The sequence below is a fragment of the Lysinibacillus sp. UBA5990 genome, from assembly GCF_002429815.1.
GTDB classification, from domain to species: Bacteria; Bacillota; Bacilli; order Bacillales_A; family Planococcaceae; genus Lysinibacillus; species Lysinibacillus fusiformis.
The window spans coordinates 69,340-94,514 of the sequence record NZ_DJAY01000011.1 but is presented as its reverse complement, the minus strand read 5'-3'; the positions used below and the strand labels follow the sequence as shown (position 1 = coordinate 94,514).

Below are 25,175 nucleotides of genomic sequence, written 5' to 3'. Positions count from 1 at the left end.
ACGTATTATTTCACGATTGATTAGGTATTAATACCTTCACAAGTATTAAAAAATACGTACTATTCAACACATCTTGTCTATTATAGCACTTTTTATGCATAAGGATAGATGTGTAACTTTTCTAAAAAAACTAATTTCGACGTAAATTAGATAATGTAGACGAAAACAAGGCAATTCCTATTCAAACATAGTAATTAAATCTTCTTCCGTAATGAAACTTTCACGCGGCTTACTACCTCTTGCCTCTGAGATAAAGCCATGTGATTCCAACATATCAATTAAACGAGCAGCACGATTATAGCCAATATGATATTTTCGCTGAATTAATGACGTAGAAGCTCCACCTTGTTCAAAAACAAAACGGCAAACATCTTCAAACAAATCATCCTGTTCTGCGGATACCTCTGTTTTCTTCAATAGCTCCTCTTGATCAAAAATATAATCAGGCTCTCCTTGTTCACGAACATGCTCGATGATCGCTTCAATTTCATCATCTGTAACAAATGTACCTTGGAGACGAACTGGCGCTGACATACCGTTACCTAAATATAGCATATCGCCTCGTCCAAGTAACCTTTCTGCTCCCTGCCCATCCAAAATTGTACGAGAATCAATTTGTGAAGATACCGCAAAGGCAATACGTGTAGGAATATTGGATTTAATTAATCCTGTAATAACGTCTACAGATGGTCTTTGTGTTGCAACAATTAAATGAATTCCACATGCACGTGCCTTTTGAGCAATACGGCAAATTGCCTCCTCTACATCTGCTGGAGACATCATCATTAAATCGGCTAATTCATCAATAACAATTAAAATATATGGCAATTTCAAGCTATGTTCATTATTTTTATCTGCTATTGCATTATAGCGCGTAATATCCCTTGCCCCTGCATGCGCAAACAGTTGATATCGACGTTCCATTTCCTCCACTGCCCATTTAAGTGCTGCCGTTGCAGCCTTCACATCTGTGATCACAGGGCTAACTAAGTGTGGAATATGGTTAAATGGTGCTAGTTCTACCATTTTAGGGTCAATCAACATTAGTTTTAGCTCATGTGGTGCAGCTTTATATAATAAACTAACCAAAATAGAATTGATACAAACGGATTTACCTGAGCCTGTCGCACCAGCAATTAAACCATGAGGCATTTTTCGTAAATCTAGTGTAACAGGCTTACCTGTTAGATCAAGACCTAATGCTGCCTCCAACGGAGAATCTGATTCAAGGAAGGATGCACTATTCGTCACTTCTGATAATCGTACAGCTCTTGATACTCGGTTTGGGATCTCAATACCAATCGAACTTTTCCCAGGGATTGGTGCTTGAATACGAATATCCTTTGCTGCTAAAGCAAGCTTTAAATCATCTGCTAAATTTCTGATTTTACTTACCTTCGTACCATGACTCACAGTAATTTCAAATTGAGTAACTGCTGGTCCCTGCATAATCGATTCGATTTGAGCAGAAACCTGGAAATAAGAAAGTGCTTCCACCAATGTATCTCCCTGCTGCTCCATCCAATCTGTATCCTGTGTTTTTTCCTCTGGTAGCTCTAAATATTCGTCAGTAGGCTTTTGATAAACGTGAACAGGTATTGCTTTTTCCTCAACCGGTAGCTCCTGTTCAGCTTCTAAAATCTGTTCTTGATTCACCACAGGTTTTACTGGAGAATCCTCTACAATTTCAGGAAGAACTTCAGTTACTGAAATGAACTCTGATTCTAGCTCTGTCGTTGCAGCAACTTCATCTACACTAATTCTTTCAATTTCTGCTCCTTCATTCGTAGATACACGAGTCATAGTTGTTACAGGAGCCATTGTAATAACTGCTACTGGATTTTCTGATTTGGCTTCTGTAACGAGTTCTTGTCTTTCATCTTCGCGTCCATTGTATTCGACATCTCCTTGAATTTGACTGAATAAAGCAGATTGTGAATCGCTTTCTTCCTCTAGCTGTGGTTCAACTAGCTGTATAGCATCTGAATCTATGCTCTCCGAAGGCAGGGATTGTTCCTCTTCTTTAGCTTCCGTCACATCCATCAGCACATCTTCTACCGCTGCCAGATTACTTTCCACACGAATAGGTTGTGCCATTTTCATTTGCTGTTGAATCCGCCATTTTTCTTTATCCGTTTTTAACATTAAAACATTGAAAGGAATGCGACTTTTTTCTTCCTTTGGCAAAGCATCAGATGATTGTTCATCAATATCCAACTGATAGTCCTCTTCATTACTAGAAGGCTGTACGACAGTTACCTCTCCAATATGAATGGTGGAATTTTCAATTTGGACTTGTTCCACAATCAATTCTTTAACATGAATCTCAGACTGCTCTGCAGAAAGCTGCTGTATGGTTTGATCTTGCATAGCTGCTTCCTTCACTTGATCTTCAAATGCCATGGCAAAAGGTGTGGTTTGTGGCACCACGATATCCGTTGGCGCACTGTCCGGTACACCCTTTTCTTCATCCAATACATCAGCATCAAATGTAATAGGTTCAACAGTCGGTTCATGGAATTCTTGTTCAATTTCAACATGATGTTCTGTACTAGGCGGCTCTTTTTCTTCTAGTATATTTTCATTAGCCACATTTGTTGTCGCTTCTTTTAATGACTGATGAATTGTCAATACATCAGAGGTTGCCCTAGCCGTTTCTTGTAGCTCCTGTTCTTCTTTTCTTTTATCCAATAATTCATTGATAGGACTTGGTTTCGCAAATCCATAAACGGGTGAAGGTACATCCGTTGGGACAAAGCGTTTACGATTTTCAAGAAAATCGCTATCTACTTTTTGAACTTTTTGTTCTTTCCACTGTGGTTTATCTTTTGGTGCAGATGTTGTCTTAGGTATGATTGACTCTTCACGATCTTGTGCATCTCGGAAAACTAAACTCGCTCTTGAACGGTGTTCCTGTTCAACTGGTTGACTTTTCATAGTTGTTTTTCTACCAGTGCGTTTTGAACGATTCGCTAATAAATCTCGAATCCCTGATACATCTACATCATAAACGCTGGAATCAACAATATGATGATTTAAATGCTTGGGTAAGGATAAATCCTCAATTTGCCCATAATAATCATCATTTTCTACCTGATTGAACATTTCTTTTTGGGGCGCTTGTGATACAACGCCTTCCTCATCATCGTCAATCAATGGGAAACGGAAAGTTTTTTGCTTAGTCATCGGCGCCTCTTGCTGAATATGTAACTGTTCTGCTTGTTCCTCACCATAGTCCTCATAAAATTCTTCATACTCGTATTCATTTTCATCTTTATTTAAAATTTTAGTTATTTGTTTTTTTAACCAGTTCACTTCGTTTCACTCATTTCTCTTACACTTCATTTATAGCATTGTCTAGTATTCCTCAAATCAATAGCTCAATGTCTATATCAAAAGCATACCATAAAAACGGTCGCGAAACTTGCATTTAGAGGCTCATTCTACACAAAAAAATCGTTATGTTACTAGCATATTAGTAACATAACGATTTAGGGAATTTCACCTTGATACATTGGATAATATCATGATAAAAATTTAATTTTATAATAATTTTATTATTAAAAAATGAGTTTATCATTTACTCATTGATTCAAATGCACTACCTACGATAGCATCTTCAGGCAAAACTAAAATCCCTTTTTCAGATGGAGCATTCGGAATAGCTAGCTCACGTGCTGAACAAAGCATGCCAAATGAATCTACACCTCTTAAATTCCCTTCTTTTATAAGCATTCCTGAAGGCATAACTGCACCAATTTTTGCAACAACCACCTTTTGTCCTGCTTCTACATTAGGTGCGCCACAAACAATTTGTAAAGTCTCATCTCCAACGTTTACAGAACAGATACTTAATTTATCAGCATTTGGATGCTTCTCTTTTGTCTCTACAAAACCTACGACAAACTTCGGAGAAAAATCAACGTCTAGGCTAATGTTAGCACCGTTCTTCTCGATTGCTGCTGCTAATTGTTCAACTAACTCAGGTGTTACCTCAACTAATCCTTTTGCATCTGTTTGTACATATTGGCTCGCGTTAAATAAATTAAATGCTTTAACTTCACCTGTTTGAGCTTCTTTTAAAATAGCAATATCTCCAGCACGCTCTACTGCTGTATTAACGATAGACTCCGTTGCTAGTTGAACTAGTAATACATCTCCTACATGCTCTTTGTTGTAAAATACGTTCATTGTTTTTCTTGCTCCTTTTTCACTCTATTTTTTGCTAAGATAAAGATCGGTTCTAATTCCCCATCTTCATAAATAAAAGATAATGACGTGATTGGTACTGTACCAACTGTAAAGAAATGCATAGTCATCTGCGCTAATACATCATACCCTGTTTCATTCCGAATATCACCTATAATTAGCACATCTTGATGGGGCACAGACAATGTCATATCCCCCTCTATTTGAGTACGCATTTCTTTTAAAAAGCTCTCATTTAAAATTCGGCTTGCATCATAGCCATCATTCATATTAACAAAATAAAAGATGTTATTGGCGACCTCATCCTTTTTATAAGAAGTTGGTAATTGTTTAACTGAAAAACGTGCCATTTCACGAATTTGCTCTACACTTAATTGTAAAGCTTCCAGCATAGATTCATCGATAAAACGATAGGTTTTGCCTAAATCAAGCGCATAAAAGATACGTGTTTCCGCTGTATGGTCTGTTGTAATAAACGCATGTCCCTCTTTTGACGCTTGAGGATATGATGTCGCACGAATAACAGGATAAATGTGTGTATCCGTTTGGAAACCCTGTTCTTTTTCTTGTTCCATCGCATTAAAAGTTTGCGTAATCGTATACACAACCTCATCAATAGCTGACTCTTGCTTATCATTGTATTTTGCTAAAATTCCAGGTAACGAAAGCTCCATACCTTTTTCAATCGTCTTATGATTTAATCTTAATTTATCGTGCTTTTTATCGAAATGAAAATCGTATTTCTCTTCGTTTAATCGTTTTCTTAATAGCTCTACAAGCTGCTCTGATGTCAATTGCTTCATTCTTTCTCACATCCTATCTTCAAAATGAAACGGCTCACATGTTTGTGAACCGTCTTGTTCAATCTTGTTTATTTACTTCATCTTAACCGAATGAACGATTTTCGTCATCTCACGCAAATTATCTTCTATATGTTTGGCCTTAGAAATCGTGGTCATTTTCACGCCACCACTACTCACAATGAGCTCCATTTCATTCTCATCATCTGTTTTTAGTACCGCTGTAAAGCCAAAGCGACCATCTTTATCATAAGTAGTCTCCTCAATGATTTTATCAGCTTCATTTTCTTTTAAAAGATGATAATAAAGTTTACTATCTTGTGCTTCTCTATCGTTAATGAAGAGGATGTAGCTTTCTTTTCCTTTTGAAATAACAATATTGTAAGCATCTGAACTATCTTCAACTTTAAAATTTGAAGGTAAGTATAAATTAATATCCCCAATTTCCTCGGTATGTTCTTCAGGCTCTTCTGCAAAAACCGTTTCTGTGATTTGAAGCCCGTTGGCAATTTGCTCATCGATCGATTGATTGCAGCCAGAAAGCATCAGAAGTAACAGCGTCAGGCCAATAGCTTGTAGCCATTTATATGACATGTCTCTCTTCCTTTCTCTTTCACTACTAACTTTTTTTCTATTTTAAAAAAATTATTAGGAAGATGCAACCTCTCCGCATGCACATCACTAATTCCATTTAACTATTTTTCAGAAAATGTGAACAAATATTGACCAACCAATAGTGATACAATATGCTCAAACATCATTTGTCGGCTTACTAAACCTTGTGTAAAAATCCCTACTGCTCCAGCGCCCTGACGAATATCTCTGCGCTGTGTATACTTCTCCATCAGTGGGCCAAGCTCTCCACCAGATCTGATTTCCTGGGCAATTTCTTTTGGTAAAATAATTTGTGCACCTGCCGCTGTAAACGTTGTTCCATCGGATACTGTTAATGCACCCCAATTACACACATACATATCGTCTTCTATTTCAGTTACACCACCTTCTAAGCCAAAGGATAATGATGCATCTGTTGTTATCATGGCATTTTTGGCACGGTTTATGGCACCTAATCTCGTTTCCTCATTCGACATAGGTTGATCTGATACTTCAGAAGCAGCTCTCACATAGGTAAAGATTGTATCCTCAAAATATTTTTGAGCTACAGCTTCAACTGCTTCAGTTTTCGCTTTATTAGTAGTTCCAATTGCTATTTTCATCAAACCCCTACTTTCTTCCCATAGAAAAAGATGCCTTTTTACAGGCATCTTTCCAACTTCTTATACATTAGCGCGAATAGACTCTAAAGTCGAACGATCTGCTTTTTTCACTAATTCAACAATTAATGCTTTAGCAGCAGCATAATCATCAATGTGAATGATAGACGCAGATGTGTGAATATAACGTGAACAAACACCAATTACTGCACTTGGTACACCGTCGTTAGCTGTATGTACTCGCCCAGCGTCAGTTCCACCCTGTGATACAAAGTATTGGTAAGGAATATGGTTGGATTCAGCTGTATCTAAAATGAATTCTCGCATACCACGATGTGTCACCATTGTACGGTCTAGAATACGAAGTAATGTTCCTTTACCAAGCTGTCCAAATTGATCTTTTTTACCTGATGTATCATTTGCTGGTGATGCATCTAATGCAAAAAATAAATCTGGTTTAATCATGTTTGCTGACACTTGAGCACCACGTAAACCAACCTCTTCCATTACATTTGCCCCTGAATATAAATGAGATCCAAGCTTGTCATTTTTGACTTCTTTCATTAATTCAATTGCTAAACCACAGCCATAGCGGTTATCCCAAGCCTTGGCCATAATTTTTTTCGGATTGGCCATTGGTGTAAATGGACAAACAGGAATGATGGATTGTCCTGGACGAACTCCCAATGCTACCGCATCTTCCTTGCTGTCAGCACCAATATCAATTAACATATTTTTTATATCCATAGGCTTAGAGCGTTCTGCATCCGTTAATAAATGCGGTGGGATAGATGCAATAACACCAGGGATAGCCCCATTTTTCGTATAGACTTCTACACGTTGTGCAAGCATAACCTGATTCCACCAGCCACCTAACGTCTGAAAACGAATCATGCCATTATCAGTAATGGAAGTAACCATAAATGCTACTTCATCCATGTGACCTGCAACTAAAATTTTTGGAGCATCTGCAACATCACTATGCTTTACACCAAAAATCCCCCCCAAATTGTCTTGAACGATTTCATCTGAATACTTTTCCAACTCAGATCGCATGAACGCGCGAACAGCGTGCTCATTACCAGGAGCACCTGGTAACTCTGTTAATGTTTTAAATAATTGCAATGTTTCCTCATTCATGTTGACTCTCTCCCCACGAAGTAGAATATTCTTCCTCGCCTATTGTAACATATTTATTTCCGAATTCGAAATATTGATACATTTCTAAAACTGTTATCATGTGAACGTGCATTCACTCTATAGGCTATGCTAAAATATAGGTACAGAAAAAGGAGGAAGATGTATGAAATTACGTGATTTTTTAATTGGTGTTGCAACTGGCTTAGCTGCCGCAGTCATTATTAAAGAAGCTAGTGAAAAAGTTTCTCCGTTCGTACCTGCAGGACAAGTACTTGAAAACATAAAAAAAGAATTTAAAAAGGATGCTCCGATTGACGGTTCCTGGATTTTTATGAAAACAGAAGATTATACAAATGGTATCATTACTATTCCTGTCTATCGTGGAGGAATCTCACGCATGCATGAGGGTGAAATGCAAACATTTGAATTTGCTGCTGATGCACGCTCTGGCGTTGTAGTGGAATTAACAGAGGTTTAGCCCTTAAAAAACAAGCAAAAGAAGCCATCTCATTTTTAATTGAGATGGCTTCTCTTTATTATTCTGATAAACCTTTATTATTAAAGTATTTTTTATATTTACGATAATAATTTAAGTTATTGAGTGTTAGCTTCACCCACCGCTTTGTATTCATATCTTCATTATAGTAAAGGGAGTTTGTGTATTTACCTTCACTAATTAATTTTTTTGCCTCTAATTTAAGCTTTTCGTTCGATGCATATTTGAATAATACACCTTTTGGAATAACCATCCACAGATGTTTATCTTCCACATAAGTAACCTCTTGCTCAATGTTTAACATATGATCATCAGCAACATACTTCATTAAATTATGGCCACTTGCCGTTACATAATAGCTGGAACGTCCATTACGTAAATTAATTTCAAACAGCTTGTACTGTTTATCACGAATATCGTATTTCATATCGAAATTGGCAAAGCCTGTATAGCCGATGTCCTCTAAGAAGAAACGTACTTGATCCATTAATTCTTTATCGTATGTTGTAACAATTGCTGCATAACTTCCGATTCCTTCAGGTGAATGTTCTTCTAGAATAGGATTTCCTAGACACATTAGCTTGACTTTCCCGTCTTTGCCCACATAAGCGTTAAGCACACGCATATAAGAATCATCACCAGGGATAAATTCTTGAATAATCATTGTATCTTGATAGCTTGAGCTATAAATTGCTTTTAAAATAGCTGTTTTTTCTGCCTCATCATGCGCAACAAAAACCTTTTTTTTCCCTGGGAATTTACATGCCCAGTATTCAACAGAATTGGACGCCTTTAAAATAATTGGATACTCGAATGGAGGCGTAAAACTTTCATAGTTATCTGCTGTTACAGTCGTTGTCCCTGGATATTTAAAATCGTATTTATCACACATCTTATAGAAATTCTCTTTGAGTAAAATTTCATCCATTAAAGACTCATCGATGTAAGGCACTGTGAAATGCTCCTGTAGCGCTGGCTTATTTTTAATAATAAGCTTGGCATAATCGTCACCACACGCTAAGAGTAATAGTTTTTTATCCGCATATTGTTTTGCAACTTGTGCAAGGGCAGGAGCAAATACATCCTGCTCATTTAAACGGTCGATTTCTTGAAATTGTAAGATATGACTATCTTGTGTGGCTGTTAAATGAGAACGTCCTAAGACAAGTGGTTTAATTCCATATGCTTCATAAAATGCACGGGCCATCCCATATGCATTCATATCTGATCCTAGTAAAACTGGTAAAAATGGTTGTTCAGTTGCCATGTTTATTTCAACTCTCTTTTATATTTTAGTTTCGTGTTTAGTGTATCATATTTTCTATCATCATCACGAACAAAAAAGCGAGGTATCGACATTTTACATGTCAACTACCTCGTAATTGTTAGAATGGAATAACAGCTTGTCTACTACGTTCGAGCTTAGCCTTGATTTCTTTCCCAGTTTCATCCCATTTAATCATGCGGTAATAGGCATCATGGTAGAAAATAAAGCCATAGTTATTGGCAAGAGCTTCTTTCATAAGACGCTCTTTGGCAAAAACACTTGTCATTGGATAGTCATCATAAGCTAAAACCCATAATGGATTTTGATGAGCATGAGTAGGCATAATGTCTGCCATATGCAAAAGTACTTCGCCTTGTTGGGTAAGTTTAATTACAGCATGTCCTTCACTATGCCCACCTGTATGAATCAGCTCGATTCCTGGTGCTACTTCCAACATACCTTCATAGGTTTCAACTAAGTGCTGCACAGGCTCCCAATTTTCTTTCCAGTACGTATTTTTCGAGCGAATATTTGGGTTACGCATCTCATCCCATTCAATTTTTGTCGCGAAAATTTTAGCATTTGGGAAAGTAGGCACAAGCACATCATCTTGCCACTGAGTTAAACCACCAGCATGATCAAAATGTAAATGTGTCATTAGCACCGCATCAATATCTGCTGTCGTTAAGCCAAGCTCTTGTAAACTATCCGCTAACGAAGATTCCTCAGTTACACCAAAGTTTCTTAGCTGTTTTTCATTTAATTTATTAAAGCCAACACCCGTATCAATAAGATAGTTTTTGCCCTCATATTGAATAAGAATTGGTTCTGTTGGTAATTCAATTTGATTTTTTTCGTTGACTGGATATTTGCGCGACCAAAGTGGTTTCGGTACCACTCCAAACATCGCACCACCATCTAGGCACGTAACACCCCCGTTAAGCCATGATAATGTCATATTGTGAAACTGTAACTGATCCATCCATATTCCCCCTACAATTTAGTAATAAATTGCGACTCTAAGCGATAAATCGGCTGTCCTTTGGCAGAGAATTTCTGCTCATATTCAGTCATCACATTATCCTCTGGCATGTTTGCATGTAGGTCGAGTGATACATATTTTAGTAACATACCATATTCAGATATACTGATTAATGAAAATTCAAACAAACCACGGTTATCCGTTTTAAAATGGATTTCCCCATTATCCACCAAAATCGACTCATATAATTTCAAAAAATCCCCATGCGTCAAACGTCTTTTGGCATGACGTGTTTTTGGCCAAGGATCTGAGAAATTCAAATATACACGTGCTACATCATTTTTATTAAAGAATTTATTTAAATCAGCGCCATTTACTTTAAGCAAACGTAAATTGGCTGGAGATTTTGCTTCTAGAACTTTCTCTAATGCACAAACGATTACACTATCATAAAGCTCAATCCCTATATAATTAATATCTGGATTTTGCAAAGCCATTCCCGTAACAAATTGTCCCTTTCCAGTACCAACTTCAATATGAATTGGGTTGTCATTTCCGAAAACAGCCTGCCAATTTCCTTTAAAGTCTTCAGGATTCGGAACGATTACCTCTGGATGATTTGTAATCATTTCCTCTGCCCAAGGCTTATTTCTTAATCTCACTATTGTTCCTCATTTCTTTCTTATAAAATTATTGATTTTTTTATAGTATAACGTATTCCTCTTACATTCGCATAAAATTATTGCGCAATGATATTATTTAAGAACTCTTTGTCATTATGTTCCATGCACTCTGTTGCACTGTACAGTGGATGGTAGAACCCTGATGAACACGTCCACTATAATTACCATCCATATGACAATCAACCTTGTGGTCATTCACGATAATATCGAAATGTTGTCCTTGTAAAAATGTGATTTCTTTAAATTTCGTATGCTTTTCAAAAAAAACAGTAACAAAAATAAGTAATAATTTTAGACGCGAAATATCATGGACGATTGTAATATCGACTCGACCATCATCTGCTTTTGCATCTGGTGATATTTTCATACCTCCGCCGAAATATGGCTGATTGCACATGGCGACAAACCATGCTCGTTGAAATTGCCACTCTTGATGATCGGAACGTATCGTGACGTTAAAACATTCAAAGCTAAATAAGCCTCTAATGACAGCAATAGCATATGACAGCTTACCCAATCCTATTTTATTGAGGTAAAATTTAAGGCGAGATGTATTAATCGATTTTGTTACATAAGCATCAAAGCCTATGCCAGCATTGTTGACAAAGATTTCATCCCATCTATTGCTGAGCTGAATGCTTCCCGCATCTATTTTTGTATAGGCCGTAGAAGCATTCATTACATAGTCCTCGATTTGCTGAGCATTGTAAAATGTGGAAAACGAACGCGCAAAATCATTACCAGAGCCAGCACGAACCACACCAAGCACTATAAATTCATTATGTACAACACCACTAAACACCTCATGGATAGTGCCATCTCCACCAACAACTATCAGTAATTTTTGATCCTGCTGTTGTCGTGCCCATTGTTTGGCAAGTTCTCGTCCATGTCCCTCATATTCCGTAAAAGCCACTTCATAGTCTATCGTTAGCTGCTTTCGAAGTTGGGACCATACTTTCTTACCTTTTCCATTCCCTGCAGCTTCATTGACAATAAATAAAATTTGCATACTCAATCCTCTGTTGTTTGTGGAGCTTGCTGCCAAATATCTCTATTAAACGAAGTAGTTTGTACAGTATTTAGAATCGCTTGAGCCGCACGTATTTGCATATGCTTCATTGGAGAGGAGGCCTTTCGCAAATGCTCCATCCATTCTCCGTAATTTCGGCGATCAACAAAACGAACCCCATACGGTGAACCCGGATAATCAAAATAACCATTTCGAGTTAATACAACTTTTCTAATAGGCATATCTATATTCTCTTCTTTAAACAATTGGGATAGTACCGATTCCATACGGGCTAAGTTTATCGTTGGATTCAGAACTTTAGAATCCTTTGTCCCCACCTTTTTCATCCAAAAGCGATCACTTCCTCCAACATATACGGCTTGATTATCTGCTTCCAAAACGGTAATACAAATACACTCCGTTGGAGACATTAACACGACATCAAGCTCAATCGGTGCTTTTCTTATTTGTAGTATAGGATAATAAAACAACAAGAAATTATCTGGTAATGTTTGTAATAAAGTACGTAGTAACGAGTCACGCATGAAGCGAGGATCTACATATGATTTTTCACGTAATGTTGAACTAGCCCATTTCATTTGGAAATGGAAGAATTGATCAATAAACATTCGCTTCAATTCATGAATGGATTGCGGAGCATACACAATCTTAGGTTCAAATGTTAGTGTTGTTTCTTCTTCTGGAATGGTATCCTCGCTACTTATGAGCTCGTTTGATATTTCTATATCTTCCACGTCTTCTGCTGCTTCTTTTTGTCGTCCTGTAAATATTTTTTTAATAAAGGAAAATCGCTCTTTCTCCTCGAAAGTATCCGTTTCCGTCTCATTATCAATATGTTGCCACTCGCTTATATCTTCTCCCAATTCCCATTGACGCTTAATGCGATCCCATTGGCTTTTCTTCAAGCGTACAAATTGTGTAGGATATCTTGCTAAGTCAATTTGATAGCGAGAAATATAATCTTGTATTTTCACTAATTGTGCCATGTAAAGGTCACTCCATTCTTCCTTACCATCTCGTTAGTTCTCTCTTTTTTCAATTGCTTAAGATAAAAGAGTCATGCATTCTTATGTATTCATTACATCGACATTTTTTCTACAAATTTCAATCTGTAAGATTATGCTACTATCCTTTTCATTTTACATGACGAGACCTAACATTACACCATAAATAAAGAGAACTATCCATACAGATAGTTCCCTACAAGGTCTTTTATTTTGTATTGATTGAAAGTGGTAATTTCGCTTCAAATGTTTGCTGTAATTGACGAGTCCATTCACCTGGAACTCCAGCACCAATTTGGTTGCCGTCCACATCAATGACTGGCGTAACCTCAGAAGATACAGACGACACAATGATTTCATCCATTGTTAGTAAATCCGCTTTCGTCATTGGCTCTTCGATTACGGGTAAATTAATTTCTTCCGCACATTTTAAAATAACTTGACGTGTAATACCATTTAAGATGAAATTATTAGCTGGATGTGTATAAAGTTTTCCATCTTTAATGCCGTAAACATTTGCTGAAGAGCATTCTGTCACGATATCTCCGCGATGTAAGATCGCTTCATAGCAACCTTTTTCAGCAGCTTCTTGTTTTGCTAAAACTGCACCAAGCAGGTTTAAAGATTTAATGTCACAACGTAACCAACGAATATCCTCAACAAAAGTGGCTTTAACACCCTTTTCAAAGTTTTCATATGCTCGTTCACCCGCTTTTACATTACCAGTTAATACTGCTGGAATACTTGCATCCGGGAAAACGTGATTACGGGAGTTAGCTCCACGAGTAATTTGAAAATAAACATGTCCTGTTTCCAAATTATTCTTTTCGATTAGCTCATGTAGTAATTTGTGTAAAACATCTTTTGTATAAGGAATAACAAGGCGTATTTTTTCGGCGCTCGCATAGAAACGATCAATGTGCTCTTGTGCTGTAAACATATTTCCGTTATATACTTTGATTACTTCATAAATACCGTCACCGAACTGATAACCTCTGTCTTCTGGTGAGATTGCAATAGATCCTTCTTCAACAATTTGATCATTCCATAATGAATATGCCATTTTCCGTTCATCCTTTTCGTCTTTATGTTATTTTTTTCCCGCAAGCTCAACAATTGCTTCCGCATAAATAGCCGCTGCTTTTACAAGATTTTCAACCACTACAAACTCATCCGCCCGATGCGCCACATCCTGCTCCCCAGGGAATAACATGCCAAATGCCACGCCTTTTTTCAGCACACGTGCATACGTCCCACCACCTGTAGATAATAACGGTGTTTCTGTATCACCTGATTGACGTCTATAAATGGACGCTAATGTTTGGATAAATGGATCATCTTCACTGACATAATGAGGCTTGGAGTCGTCTTGAATATCTAATGAAAATCCTCTTTTTACAACTAAACGTTGAGCCTCTGTAATTTTTTCATCGAATGGATAGGACACAGAATAGCGCATACTAATTACTAAACTGCCACCTTTACTAACATCATAGCTAACAATGCCTGGATTTAACGTCGTATGACCAGACATGGCATCTTCGAATTGTAATTCAAGCTGATGGCCATAATGATCCTGATAAAAAACATCTGCGATAAAGTCGACAAATTGATTACTTGTCTCTGTCGTCAACTCTTGTTGTAAAAACGCAGCAAGATAAACAGCTGCATTGACACCTTTTTCTGGTTCCATTGCATGGGCTGCTTTACCTTTGATAGTTATTATATAGCGAGAGTCCTCCATTAATAAAGAGCCATCTAGCTGATTTTTGCTTAAAAATGTTTGAAAATTCTGTTCGAATTGCGCTGATACATGCTGAACTTTAGCTTGGGCCAAATCTGGTACCATATTTGGGCGCTTTCCTGCATTAAATAATAGTAGTTGTTCTTTCGTTGCATCACCCACTTTATTTTGAGAGAACACAAGCTCTGCAATGCCTTTCTCAGCATTAATGAGCGGGAAATCTGCATCGGGGGCAAAACCGATTGACGGCATTTCTTCCTGTTTGAAATAGTGGTCGACACAGCGGAACCCTGTTTCTTCATCCGTACCAACGATCATTCGCACTCTTTTATCTAATTGAATACCTGCATCTTTGACAAGTTTCATGGCCATCCATGCCGCAACTGTAGGGCCTTTATCATCAATTGCACCACGTGCATACAGCTTACCATCGGCTACAGTGCCGCTAAATGGTGGATATGTCCAATCAGCTTCATCTCCAATTGGAACAACATCAACGTGACATAAAATACCTAATAATTCTTCACCTGCACCCATTTCGATATGTCCAGCATAGTTATCAACATTTTTCGTTAGTAACCCTTCTTTTTGGCCCTTTGCTAGTAGCCATTCAAGCGCTTGAAGTGGACCATTACCAAAAGGTATCTCAGTAGTTTTCGTATCCTCATCAAGAATACTATTAATTTGCACAAGCTCCTGTAACTCTTGTACTAATTCATCTTGCCTTTCTTTTGCAGCCTGTAACCAATTCATACCATGTACCTCCTTCAAGTATTAACATTATTCTACACCTTACAACATATATGACAATCTTCTTTCTGACAACTATTTTCAGCAACTTCTACTGACACTACCACATATAGCATGTTTTTCACGTATTCCCACAAAATACAGTAAAAATTTTATGTTTCTATTGTAAATTTCTATTGCATTCACTAGAAAATCATGTAGTTTTTCTATATAATGAAGTTATCAGAATAATTCTTCTGACCATAAAAATTAGAAAAGGGGATGTCTAAGGCAGCTACTTAATAGCCTAAGTGCACTCCGCACATATTGTCGTCCGCTAGTCTTTGCCAAGAGAATTAAGATGAAGGAGTGGTTCATTTAATGAAACCAACTACTGATCGAATGCTTAATCGTATTAAAGACGTGTACATGTTTATTTTAGACAAAGGAACCGTGTCTACACAGGATTTAGTCGAAGAGTTTAGTATCACTCCTCGCACCGTTCAAAGAGATTTGAACGTGTTAGCCTTTAACGATTTGGTGACGAGTCCAAGTCGAGGCAGATGGACAACGACGAAGAAAAAAGTAAAATTGACGTCTTAGTTTTACGTAGAATGCGTAAAGCATTGTGTATGGAAAAGAATGACCTTTCGTCGGGGTCATTCTTTTTTTGTTGCTAGAAGATTATTAGATATTGTTTATCCTGTTGGATAAATCGAAGACCATCATTATTTTGATGTTTCATTGGCAGTGGGAATAAGATAATATCTTGAAAGCCCTTCTTGCTCCTTTAAATAAAATGAAGCTCGTTCAGTCATTTCTAGTGTAACTTCACTGAAACGTATCTCCTGAGAATATTTTGACTATTTACAGTTGCTTAACAATCCGTTAAACTCGAAACATTCTAAATTGTTGAGAGGAGGATTTTTTATGAAACTGTCAAATTTGTTTCATCCATTAGTTTGGATCATTTTGGGTGGAACAGTTTTCACACGTATTGCAAGCTTTATGGCAATGCCTTTTTTAGCTATTTATTTACATAATGAAATTGAAGCCTCTCCTTTACAAATTGGATTGACGATTGGGATTGCACCCCTTATTTCTACTGTTGGCGGGTTTTTCGGTGGATATTTAACGGATCGTTTCGGAAGGAAAAGCATCATTTTATTAACGATCATTGTGTGGAGCCTCGTTTTCTTCGGCTTTGCCACTGTCCATACGGTTTGGTTATTTATTCTATTCAACGCCTTGAACGGTCTTTGTCGCTCATTTTTTGAGCCTTCCACTCAGGCATTAATGATTGACTTTACACCTGCTGATAAACGGAAAAGACTTTTTTCATTACGTTACACGGCCATTAATATTGCCGCAGTCATTGGTCCAATAATAGGTGTCTATATCTCGCAGTTAGCAAGTCCTAGTATCCCCTTTATGCTAACAGGTATTATGTATATTATTTACGCCATATTTTTATTTTTCGTGTTAAATCGTTATCAAATGCAACAACAAAAAGCTGTTACGCAAACAAAAATTTTGCACACTTTCACAATTCTTTTAACAAATCGTGTGTTACTTAGCTTTATTTTGGGGGCGATCCTTATCAATATCGGATACTCTCAATTTGATTCGACATTGCCACAAATCATTGAATTAACCGTTGAAAATGGGACAAAACTGTATTCCCTATTGATTTCACTCAATGCAGCGGTCGTCTTATTATTACAATTGCCTATTAGTATTGTGTCTGAACGATTTTCATCATCCGCGACTTTATTAGTCGGTATTCTGTTTTTTGCTATCGGACTATTCATGTTCGGGTTCTCCGACAACTATACGCTCTATATCATCGCGATGATTATTTTTACGATTGGAGAAATCTTTGCCTTCCCTACAATGAATGTCATGATTGATGAAATTGCGCCTGACACTCAAAAAGCGACCTACCTTGGCGCTGCGCAATTTAAAAATTTAGGGGGCTTTATCGGACCCATTATAGGAGGTTGGCTATTAACACACTATATAGATGCCATGTTTGCAATTATAGCTGTCCTTGTATTATGTAGTTGTATCTTTTATCGATCTAAAACATCAACACATTAAAAAACGCTCCATATCTATCCAATAGCTCATTTTGCTATTTATAGAATGGGGCGTTTTTTCAAATCTTGCCATCTTTGTCAGCAGCGACTTCGTTGTAGCTAGAGTATTGGTCTTTACCAGCATTTTTCGATTGATATAGTGCTTGATCCGCTCGCTCAAATAAGATCATTTCTGAATCTTCGGGATGATGATAAATAGCCCCTCCCATACTCACTGATAGTACCGACCATTTCTCAATAGCATGACCTTCCAATTTGAGAGTCCTTATTTGCACCAAAATGGCATCTGCTATCTGTTGCATATGATGCTCTGTTGTATCATACAAAACAATGGCAAATTCATCTCCACCAAATCTTACGACAAAACCATCTTTTTTCACTACTTTTTTTAAGATTTTGGCCGTTCCAATTAAGATATGATCGCCTTCCGCATGGCCAAATTGATCATTTACTTGTTTAAAATTATCTAAATCGATTAACAATAATCCAGGCCTATTTATTTTTCGTTTCTTTAGTAAGCTATCCATTTTTCGAATATAGGTCGCACGATTATAAACACCTGTTAACGGATCAAAAGTGGCGAGATAGATTGTTTTAGAGAGTATTTTATTAATAACTGACAGCATTACAAAGGCAGTAACTAAAGCAATGGCTAGTAAAACCCAAAACTGTTTTGCGTTTTTTCGAAGCGCTTCCATTTTTGTGAAATTAGCATATTTCACATAAACAATTCTTTTGGAAGACTCCCCTCTGACCGTCTCTGCTTCATAGGGTAAAAAAAGATGCGTTTCAATATAACCCTGATTAATTGCTTTTTGATACTCGACAGGCTGCAGCTTCTTCCTTGCTAGCTCAAAATATTTCTGAAACTGTTCGGATTGTTCTTGAACTGTGATCCGCTTCGATTTTGAATCATTAAAGAAAACCCCACCAGCACTAATCGTTTGCACTTCTACTAAATCAACGTATTTCGCTACCAAATATTCTGAAGTTTTCTCAAAATTAAAAGTTTGAAAGACTGGATTTTTTAATAAGTCTATACTTAGTTCAAGAAGATATTTCTTATCATGTGTAGCAAGGTAGGCAAATTTCCTGTATTTTCCTGTAGTTGTAGAAATGTCTATTCCATCTGTGAAAAATTCCCCACTCGCACGTCTTTCATCCAATAATGCAGAAAAACGCTGACAGCACTTAGAAAAATTGAAACCAATATCTTTATCAAATGTTGTGTATATCACTGTATTAGTCTGATCTACTATGTATATATCCATATCATGTTTATTTTTCATTTGTTGTAAATCCCATACAGCAACATTCGGATTCTCACGATAATAGTTTTTTAAAGCTCTCAGTTCCTGCTCCATTTTGTCTGACATGTTTTCATCAAAATATAAATGAGCATTATCTACTGTTCGCATATCTGTAAGAATATGATTTTCTATTAACACTCTATTCCTGGCAACTTGTTCTTCTATATCATCAACTAATATTTGCCTATTCACACTTGAAATTACAGCAACAAGTATAACTGCAAAAGCTATTAAAGATAGTAATAATTTAATTCGCAGGTTCTTCATTTATTGGCCCTCTACTTATTTTCACCATCATTTTTTAAAAATATTTTAGACAATAATACGTTTCTTCACTATATTAAGATAACTCATTACATATTATACAGTTACTGTCACAAGGCTGTATATAAAAAATCCCCGATGCTAAGTTAGCATCGGGGAACATGTTAAGGGGTATTTTGTAAGCAGTTTAATTCTTCTGCAGTTAGCTCACGATATTCTCCTAACGCCAGATGATCGTCTAATTTTAGATTCCCCATAGATATACGCTTTAAATAGGTTACACGTTTACCTACAGATTCAAACATCCGCTTCACCTGATGAAATTTGCCCTCCTGAATTGTTAGCTCAATTTCAGATTGTGGCGCAGATTTTAGAATAACAAGCTTTCCAGGCTTTGTCATATACCCATCATCTAGCTCCACGCCATCTGCAAATTTCTCTACGTCCTCTTCCGTTACAACACCTTCAATATGTGCGTAATAAACCTTTGGCACGTGTTTTTTAGGAGACAATAAATTATGAGCTAGTATACCATCATTCGTTAATACCAGTAAGCCTTCTGTATCTTTATCGAGTCGGCCAACCGGAAAAGGTTTAAAATGCTGGTCTAATGGCTCCAATAGGTCAATAACTGTTTCATCTCTTAAGTCTTCTGTTGCAGAAATAACACCTGGTGGTTTATTCATCATAAAATAGACAAACTCTGTATAAACGACACGCTCTCCATAGACGGACACATTTTGCTGTTCTGGGTCGACATGCATAGCAGCATCTTTGACAGAAGCTCCATCTACTGTGACAGCTTTTTGCTTTAATAGCTGCTTAACTTCCTTCCGTGAGCCATATCCCATATTTGCAAGTAATTTATCTAAACGCATCTTACCACTCCTATTTCATTCCCAGCTTGCTCATAATACGAGTCAATCGTTCACCTAATAGCTTCTGTGCTAAACCTATACGGAGTGACAAAAAGCCATAGACAGCTACGCCAACAACTGCACAAATAACAGAGAACAGTAATGCTGAGAATTTACTATCAACTGGACCCATTAGTAATTCCAGTAACTTATGGACAATCAACACACTAATCGCCATTGCCATAGTCAATAATGCGATTAACACAACACGTCGAACGACCATCTCTGATCGATAATTTAACGTTTTACGTAACACAAGAATATTAATAATAATAGATACACTATACCCGATTGCAGTTGCTACAATAGCGCCATCTGCCTCCAACAAACGGATTAACGGGATATTTAGCGCTAGCTTAACGAAAATACCTGATAATAAGCTGAAGACAATCCATTTTTGAAAATCAATTCCTTGTAATAGGGCAGCTGTTACTTGGAATAACGCAAATAAAATGGCAACAGGTGCATAATGGGCTAAAATCATCGAACCCATTTCACTTTCAGAATACAGCATAAAATAAATTTCATTTGCTAATAGAGAAATACCAACTACAGCTGGCAATGTAATGAAGATTAAAATTTGATAGGTTTTATCCATCGCATGACGTAGCGATAAATATTCGCCCTGAGTGTAATATTTTGTAATTGTCGGGACAAGCGCCATTGAAAAACCTGTTGCTAGCATGACAGGAATGATGACAACCTTATGTGTCATAAAGTTAATCATCGATAAATAGGTATCTGTCACCTCAGCTAAGCCAATGGATGTCATAGCCCCATTAAATGTAAGCATATCGACTAATTGGAATAGTGGATTGGCTACACCTACAAACACCATTGGTATGGAGTAGGTAATAACTTCTTTATAAATATTGGACATTGGCAGCTGTGTAGAGGTTACACTTTGACTGCGTAATAAGTTAAATTCAGGCTGATATTTTTTCCAATAATAATAAAGAACACCTAAGCCACCAATCGCTCCTATAAAGGCTGCAAATACTGCAAAAGAAATGGCAGTCTCTGGCTTACCTTTGAACACAACAACCACGATGAAGGAACCGCCTAGTAACACGACAATTCGCACAATTTGCTCCACTAATTGTGAAACTGCGGTAGGCTCCATTTTGTCATAGCCTTGGAAGAAACCTCGCCAAAGACTCATAAATGGTACAACAATTAAGGCAAAACTAACCCATCTTATGACCGAAGCAATCTGATCTACTGTAAAAACTTGTTCTTCACTCTTAATCACTAATCCTGCTATAGGTGTAGCCAGGAAGAAGAGTGCAATAAATGCAGCAAAACCTGTCATCATCATAATGAGTATGCCTGATTTCATCAGCTTTCGACCTGATTGATAATCCCCCATTGCATTGTATTTAGAAACAAATTTGGAAACAGCAATGGGCGCACCTGATATGGCGATTGCCAGCATAATAGAATAAGGGATGTATGCATATTGATAGAGAGCGATATTTTTCTCTCCGACAATTGCATAAAACGGAAAAATATAAATTAATCCGAGCACCTTAGATAAAAACATCCCCAATGTTAATATCGCAGTACCTTTCATTAAATTGGACATCATACCCATCCATTCATTGTAAAATCAATATTATAGTTATACTTTCAGGTATACTTATAAAAATCTTTTCGTTTTTTTAAAGTCACAACATGCAAGCGCTGTCACTCGAAAGTTTCATAAGTAAACCAACTGTAATCTTAACATATTTATAGGAAATGAGACGCATAAAATCATCAAAAAGTTCATTAAAAAGTATACTTGATGAAAAAAGACCTGAAAATAATCGGTGAGGATTACAAAAACCCCCACCGATTAAAGCCCATTTCTTTATTACATGTCCACAAAGAACTTTTTATACCACACTAGGAATACATAGGCTGTCCAAATATAACGGCCGCGGTTTGCTTTTCCTTCATAGTGTTCATCTAAATAGCCAACTAATTGTTTTGTATCAAAGAATTCATCGGCAAAGTCAGTAGTAAACATTTCTTTTACCTTGTTGTAGTACTTTTCTTCACGCAACCAGTGACGAATTGGCACTGGGAAGCCTAGTTTTGGACGTTTAGCCCATTCTTCTGGTAATTCTTGATGTGCAGCTTGGCGTAGAACATATTTTGTATCAATGTCGTTGACACGATATTGAGATGGAATATTTTTAGCTAATTCCATTACTTCTTTATCTAAGAATGGTACTCGTAGTTCAATCGAATGCGCCATACTCATCTTGTCAGCTTTTAATAAAATATCGCCTGGCATCCAAAGATTTAAATCTAAGTACTGCATTTTCGTCACATCATCTTCGCCTGGTACTTCGTCATAAATACGTTTTGTAATAGATTTTACAGATGGCGCATTTTTATAGTCAGGTTTTAATACATTAATCGCATCTACTTCATCCCAAACTACAGCTTCCCCTATAAAGCGTTCCTCTACCGTTTGACCACCTTTAATAAGGAAGTTCGTATATTGGCTTTTAGGCAGACCTTCCGCTATTCCACGTAACGTTTTACGAACACCCCATGGAAGTTTTTCATATTTTTGCATTCTTCCTGAGTTTTGATACCAAGAGTAGCCACCAAAAATTTCATCCGCGCCTTCACCTGATAGTACAACTGTTACATCTTTAGAGGCTAGCTCTGAAAGGAAGTACAGAGGTACAGAAGAAGGGTTCGATTGTGGCTCATCCATATGCCATTGGATTTTTGGAAGAGCTTCAAAGCACTCATCTGCCGTAATATATTTACGTTCATTTTGAATATTTAACGTATCTGATAAATCCTTTGCTAGGTTCGTTTCATTAAACATATCTTCATAGTCAGCAAACCCAACTGAGAATGATTTATCTGGACGTAATAAAGACGTAATATAACTTGAGTCAATACCACCTGATAAGAATGAACCAACTTTTACATCACTGATTTTATGTGCTTCCACTGATTCTTTAACAGTTGATCGAATTTCTTCAATGTATTTTTCAATGGAAGCTTCTTTTGCATGGAATTTTTTATCCCAATATTGCACAATTTGCTTTTTGCCATTTTGAATAAGCATATAGTGTGCTGGTGGTAATTTAAAGACCCCTTTAAAGAATGTCTCATCCATCGCAGAATATTGGAATGTTAAATAAGGACGTAATGCCTTTTTATTTAATTCTTTAATAAATGAAGGATGTGGTAAAAATGATTTAATTTCAGAGCCAAAAATAAACGTACCATCTGTTGTATGTTCAGAGTAATACAATGGTTTAATACCAAAACCATCACGAGCAATGAATTGTAAATCATTCTTTTTATCCCAAATACAGAAAGCAAACATACCACGTAGCTTTTTCACAAAGTCTACACCGTATTCTACATAGCCATAAATAATAACTTCACTATCTGATTGCGTTTTAAAGGTATGTCCTTTTTCAATAAGATCTGCACGTAGCTCTTGGAAGTTAAAAATTTCACCATTGAATACAAGCACGATATTGCCGTCTTCACTATATAATGGTTGATTCGCTACATCTGATAAATCAATAATACTTAATCGTCTGAATCCTAACGTTACTGTATCGTCACTGTGAATACCACCACTATCTGGCCCGCGGTGAATAATTGTATTCATCATATTTTCAATTGTTTGATGATGATCAATCACATTTGTTCCATTAATATAACCTATAAATCCGCACATTCTATTTTTCACCTCATAATTTAGTGCATAACCTTTACCATAATAGCATGAAAAGACATTCATTTCATGCTGACAATGCTAATAAAGGAAACTTTCATCGATATAATTGTATAACAAAATTTATTGTGTTTCATTCTACTATAAAATACCCTTCTATACGAAGTAATGGATAAAGAATTATAAAACACTTTGCTATTATTTTCAATGTCAAAGAAGCCCCTACTCTATATAGACTTCATGTATAATAGGAAAGATTCCTAAATTGAAAAGAAAGTGAGTTTCTAACTATGTATGATGTAATCGTGATCGGTGGTGGCCCATCTGGTTTAATGGCGGCGATTGCTGCTGGAGAGCGGAAAAAGAAAGTTTTATTGTTAGAAAAAGGTGCAAAACTTGGCAAAAAACTAGCCATTTCTGGTGGTGGGCGCTGTAATGTGACTAATCGTTTGCCTGTTGAAGAAATCGTGAAGCATATCCCCGGTAATGGTCGTTTTCTTTATAGTCCTTTTACCGTTTATAATAATGAAGATATTATCGCATTTTTTGAAGGGCTTGGTGTCGCTCTAAAAGAAGAGGATCACGGTAGAATGTTTCCTATATCTAACCGGGCACAAGATGTTGTCGATGCGCTAATTCGTCAGCTTCAACGTTTACATGTTGAAGTTCGTTTACACACAGCCGTTAACAAGCTTGTTATGGATGAAGAAAAAATTCTCGGTGTCCGTCTTGCAGATGGCTCCGAAATTCGTAGCCAAGCAGTCATTGTGGCCGTTGGTGGCAAGGCTGTCCCACAAACGGGATCGACAGGTGATGGCTATCCATGGGCAGAGCGGGCTGGCCATACAATCACAACATTATTCCCAACAGAAGTCCCTGTTATATCGAAAGAGGACTTTATTCAAGCACGTGAACTACAGGGGCTAGCCTTACGCGATGTTGCTGTCTCTGTACTAAACAAAAAAGGTAAAGTACTCGTTACCCATCAAATGGACATGCTCTTTACACACTTTGGCTTAAGCGGACCTGCCGTTTTACGCTGTAGCCAATTCGTTGTAAAAGAATTAATGAAAACAGGCTACGAGCCCGTGACAATGCGTATACAAACTTTAACTAATTATAATGAAGAAACATGTCTACAATATTTAAATAAGTTGATTAAAGAGGACCCTAAAAAAGCTGTGAAAAATGTTTGGAAAGGCATCGCCCCTGAACGTTGGCTATTATTTTTATGTGAACAGGCAAATATCGATGTACAAGTAACGGATGCTGAATTATCTCAAGATAAAATTCGTCAGCTAGCTCATTTACTCGTTAACTTCACTTTGACAGTAAGCGGCACGCAATCACTTGATAAAGCATTCGTTACAGGCGGTGGTGTTTCCGTAAAAGAAATTGAGCCAAAAACAATGGCTTCAAAGAGAAAAGAAGGACTATTCTTCTGTGGTGAAATCCTGGATATTCACGGCTATACGGGAGGCTATAATATTACCTCCGCCCTTGTAACGGGACGTATTGCAGGAATGAATGCGGCTTTATAACAATAGAAGAAAAAGCGTGTCCGAACAAAACGGACACGCTTTT

The 25,175-nt window shown here is 37.0% G+C and carries 21 protein-coding genes; 4 read left to right on the top strand and 17 right to left on the bottom strand.

Translation table 11 applies throughout. From position 1 onward, the window contains the following. Positions 1 to 177 precede the first annotated feature (177 nt). The 6 genes from B3D94_RS07935 to B3D94_RS07910 all read right to left on the bottom strand — a co-directional run bounded on the left by B3D94_RS07935 (position 178) and on the right by B3D94_RS07910 (position 7,363). The gene (locus B3D94_RS07935; RefSeq protein ID WP_291756369.1) at positions 178 to 3,315 is read right to left on the bottom strand and encodes a DNA translocase FtsK; all 3,138 of its coding nucleotides are present in this window, start codon (positions 3,313 to 3,315) and stop codon (positions 178 to 180) included. Between the two features lie 261 nt (positions 3,316 to 3,576). Next, positions 3,577 to 4,191, bottom strand: coding sequence for a YtpR family tRNA-binding protein (gene ytpR, locus B3D94_RS07930; protein ID WP_193832883.1), 615 nt, complete (start codon positions 4,189 to 4,191; stop codon positions 3,577 to 3,579). Further along, positions 4,188 to 5,012 (bottom strand): DUF1444 domain-containing protein, encoded by an 825-nt coding sequence (locus B3D94_RS07925; protein ID WP_291756364.1) that lies wholly within the window; start codon positions 5,010 to 5,012, stop codon positions 4,188 to 4,190. The genes ytpR and B3D94_RS07925 overlap by 4 nt, the downstream gene beginning before the upstream one ends. 72 nt (positions 5,013 to 5,084) lie before the next feature. Continuing rightward, positions 5,085 to 5,603 (bottom strand): hypothetical protein, encoded by a 519-nt coding sequence (locus B3D94_RS07920; protein WP_069482368.1) that lies wholly within the window; start codon positions 5,601 to 5,603, stop codon positions 5,085 to 5,087. A 101-nt stretch (positions 5,604 to 5,704) separates the two neighbouring features. Continuing rightward, positions 5,705 to 6,226 carry a DUF84 family protein gene (locus B3D94_RS07915; protein WP_291756360.1) on the bottom strand — a complete coding sequence of 174 codons (522 nt, stop codon included), beginning with the start codon at positions 6,224 to 6,226 and terminating at the stop codon, positions 5,705 to 5,707. Positions 6,227 to 6,286: 60 nt separating this feature from the next. Then, positions 6,287 to 7,363, bottom strand: coding sequence for a M42 family metallopeptidase (locus B3D94_RS07910; RefSeq protein ID WP_025116982.1), 1,077 nt, complete (start codon positions 7,361 to 7,363; stop codon positions 6,287 to 6,289). Positions 7,364 to 7,526: 163 nt separating this feature from the next. Between B3D94_RS07910 and B3D94_RS07905 the strand changes: the two genes are divergently transcribed. Then, the gene (locus B3D94_RS07905) at positions 7,527 to 7,841 is read left to right on the top strand and encodes a hypothetical protein (protein WP_291756356.1); all 315 of its coding nucleotides are present in this window, start codon (positions 7,527 to 7,529) and stop codon (positions 7,839 to 7,841) included. 58 nt (positions 7,842 to 7,899) lie between these two features. Here the strand turns inward: B3D94_RS07905 and B3D94_RS07900 are convergent, their stop codons facing one another. The 7 genes from B3D94_RS07900 to pepV all read right to left on the bottom strand — a co-directional run bounded on the left by B3D94_RS07900 (position 7,900) and on the right by pepV (position 15,325). Beyond that, on the bottom strand, positions 7,900 to 9,126 hold the full coding sequence (locus B3D94_RS07900) for an ATP-grasp domain-containing protein (protein WP_069482369.1): 1,227 nt from the start codon (positions 9,124 to 9,126) through the stop codon (positions 7,900 to 7,902). Positions 9,127 to 9,244: 118 nt separating this feature from the next. Then, positions 9,245 to 10,108: a YtnP family quorum-quenching lactonase gene (locus tag B3D94_RS07895; protein WP_291756352.1), complete on the bottom strand. Its 864-nt coding sequence runs from the start codon at positions 10,106 to 10,108 to the stop codon at positions 9,245 to 9,247. A gap of 11 nt (positions 10,109 to 10,119) precedes the next feature. Then, on the bottom strand, positions 10,120 to 10,770 hold the full coding sequence (trmB, locus tag B3D94_RS07890) for a tRNA (guanosine(46)-N7)-methyltransferase TrmB (RefSeq protein WP_258270484.1): 651 nt from the start codon (positions 10,768 to 10,770) through the stop codon (positions 10,120 to 10,122). Between the two features lie 97 nt (positions 10,771 to 10,867). After that, positions 10,868 to 11,803 (bottom strand): diacylglycerol/lipid kinase family protein, encoded by a 936-nt coding sequence (locus tag B3D94_RS07885; RefSeq protein WP_291756348.1) that lies wholly within the window; start codon positions 11,801 to 11,803, stop codon positions 10,868 to 10,870. Between the two features lie 2 nt (positions 11,804 to 11,805). Beyond that, a complete protein-coding gene (locus B3D94_RS07880; protein WP_258270482.1) occupies positions 11,806 to 12,810 on the bottom strand; it encodes a nuclease-related domain-containing protein in 1,005 nt (334 codons plus the stop codon). 226 nt (positions 12,811 to 13,036) lie between these two features. Next, complete coding sequence (gene dat / locus B3D94_RS07875; RefSeq protein WP_069482374.1) at positions 13,037 to 13,891, bottom strand: D-amino-acid transaminase; 855 nt, start codon at positions 13,889 to 13,891, stop codon at positions 13,037 to 13,039. 27 nt (positions 13,892 to 13,918) lie between these two features. Continuing rightward, complete coding sequence (pepV, locus tag B3D94_RS07870; protein ID WP_258270481.1) at positions 13,919 to 15,325, bottom strand: dipeptidase PepV; 1,407 nt, start codon at positions 15,323 to 15,325, stop codon at positions 13,919 to 13,921. Positions 15,326 to 15,682: 357 nt separating this feature from the next. Here pepV and B3D94_RS07865 point away from each other — a divergent pair, with 357 nt between their 5' ends. Both B3D94_RS07865 and B3D94_RS07860 read left to right on the top strand, forming a co-directional pair. Further along, complete coding sequence (locus B3D94_RS07865) at positions 15,683 to 15,904, top strand: DeoR family transcriptional regulator (RefSeq protein WP_004226074.1); 222 nt, start codon at positions 15,683 to 15,685, stop codon at positions 15,902 to 15,904. Between the two features lie 327 nt (positions 15,905 to 16,231). Further along, positions 16,232 to 17,401: an MDR family MFS transporter gene (locus B3D94_RS07860; RefSeq protein WP_193832890.1), complete on the top strand. Its 1,170-nt coding sequence runs from the start codon at positions 16,232 to 16,234 to the stop codon at positions 17,399 to 17,401. 58 nt (positions 17,402 to 17,459) lie between these two features. On the opposite strand, the gene B3D94_RS07855 is transcribed toward B3D94_RS07860, so the two are convergent. The 4 genes from B3D94_RS07855 to asnB all read right to left on the bottom strand — a co-directional run bounded on the left by B3D94_RS07855 (position 17,460) and on the right by asnB (position 23,594). Beyond that, positions 17,460 to 18,977, bottom strand: coding sequence for a GGDEF domain-containing protein (locus tag B3D94_RS07855; protein ID WP_291756322.1), 1,518 nt, complete (start codon positions 18,975 to 18,977; stop codon positions 17,460 to 17,462). A 161-nt stretch (positions 18,978 to 19,138) separates the two neighbouring features. Then, the gene (locus tag B3D94_RS07850; protein WP_069482378.1) at positions 19,139 to 19,852 is read right to left on the bottom strand and encodes a pseudouridine synthase; all 714 of its coding nucleotides are present in this window, start codon (positions 19,850 to 19,852) and stop codon (positions 19,139 to 19,141) included. A gap of 10 nt (positions 19,853 to 19,862) precedes the next feature. After that, positions 19,863 to 21,476, bottom strand: coding sequence for a putative polysaccharide biosynthesis protein (locus B3D94_RS07845; RefSeq protein WP_193832892.1), 1,614 nt, complete (start codon positions 21,474 to 21,476; stop codon positions 19,863 to 19,865). Between the two features lie 270 nt (positions 21,477 to 21,746). After that, complete coding sequence (gene asnB / locus B3D94_RS07840; protein WP_291756319.1) at positions 21,747 to 23,594, bottom strand: asparagine synthase (glutamine-hydrolyzing); 1,848 nt, start codon at positions 23,592 to 23,594, stop codon at positions 21,747 to 21,749. A 287-nt stretch (positions 23,595 to 23,881) separates the two neighbouring features. Between asnB and B3D94_RS07835 the strand changes: the two genes are divergently transcribed. After that, positions 23,882 to 25,132, top strand: coding sequence for an NAD(P)/FAD-dependent oxidoreductase (locus B3D94_RS07835; protein WP_291756317.1), 1,251 nt, complete (start codon positions 23,882 to 23,884; stop codon positions 25,130 to 25,132). Positions 25,133 to 25,175 lie beyond the last annotated feature (43 nt).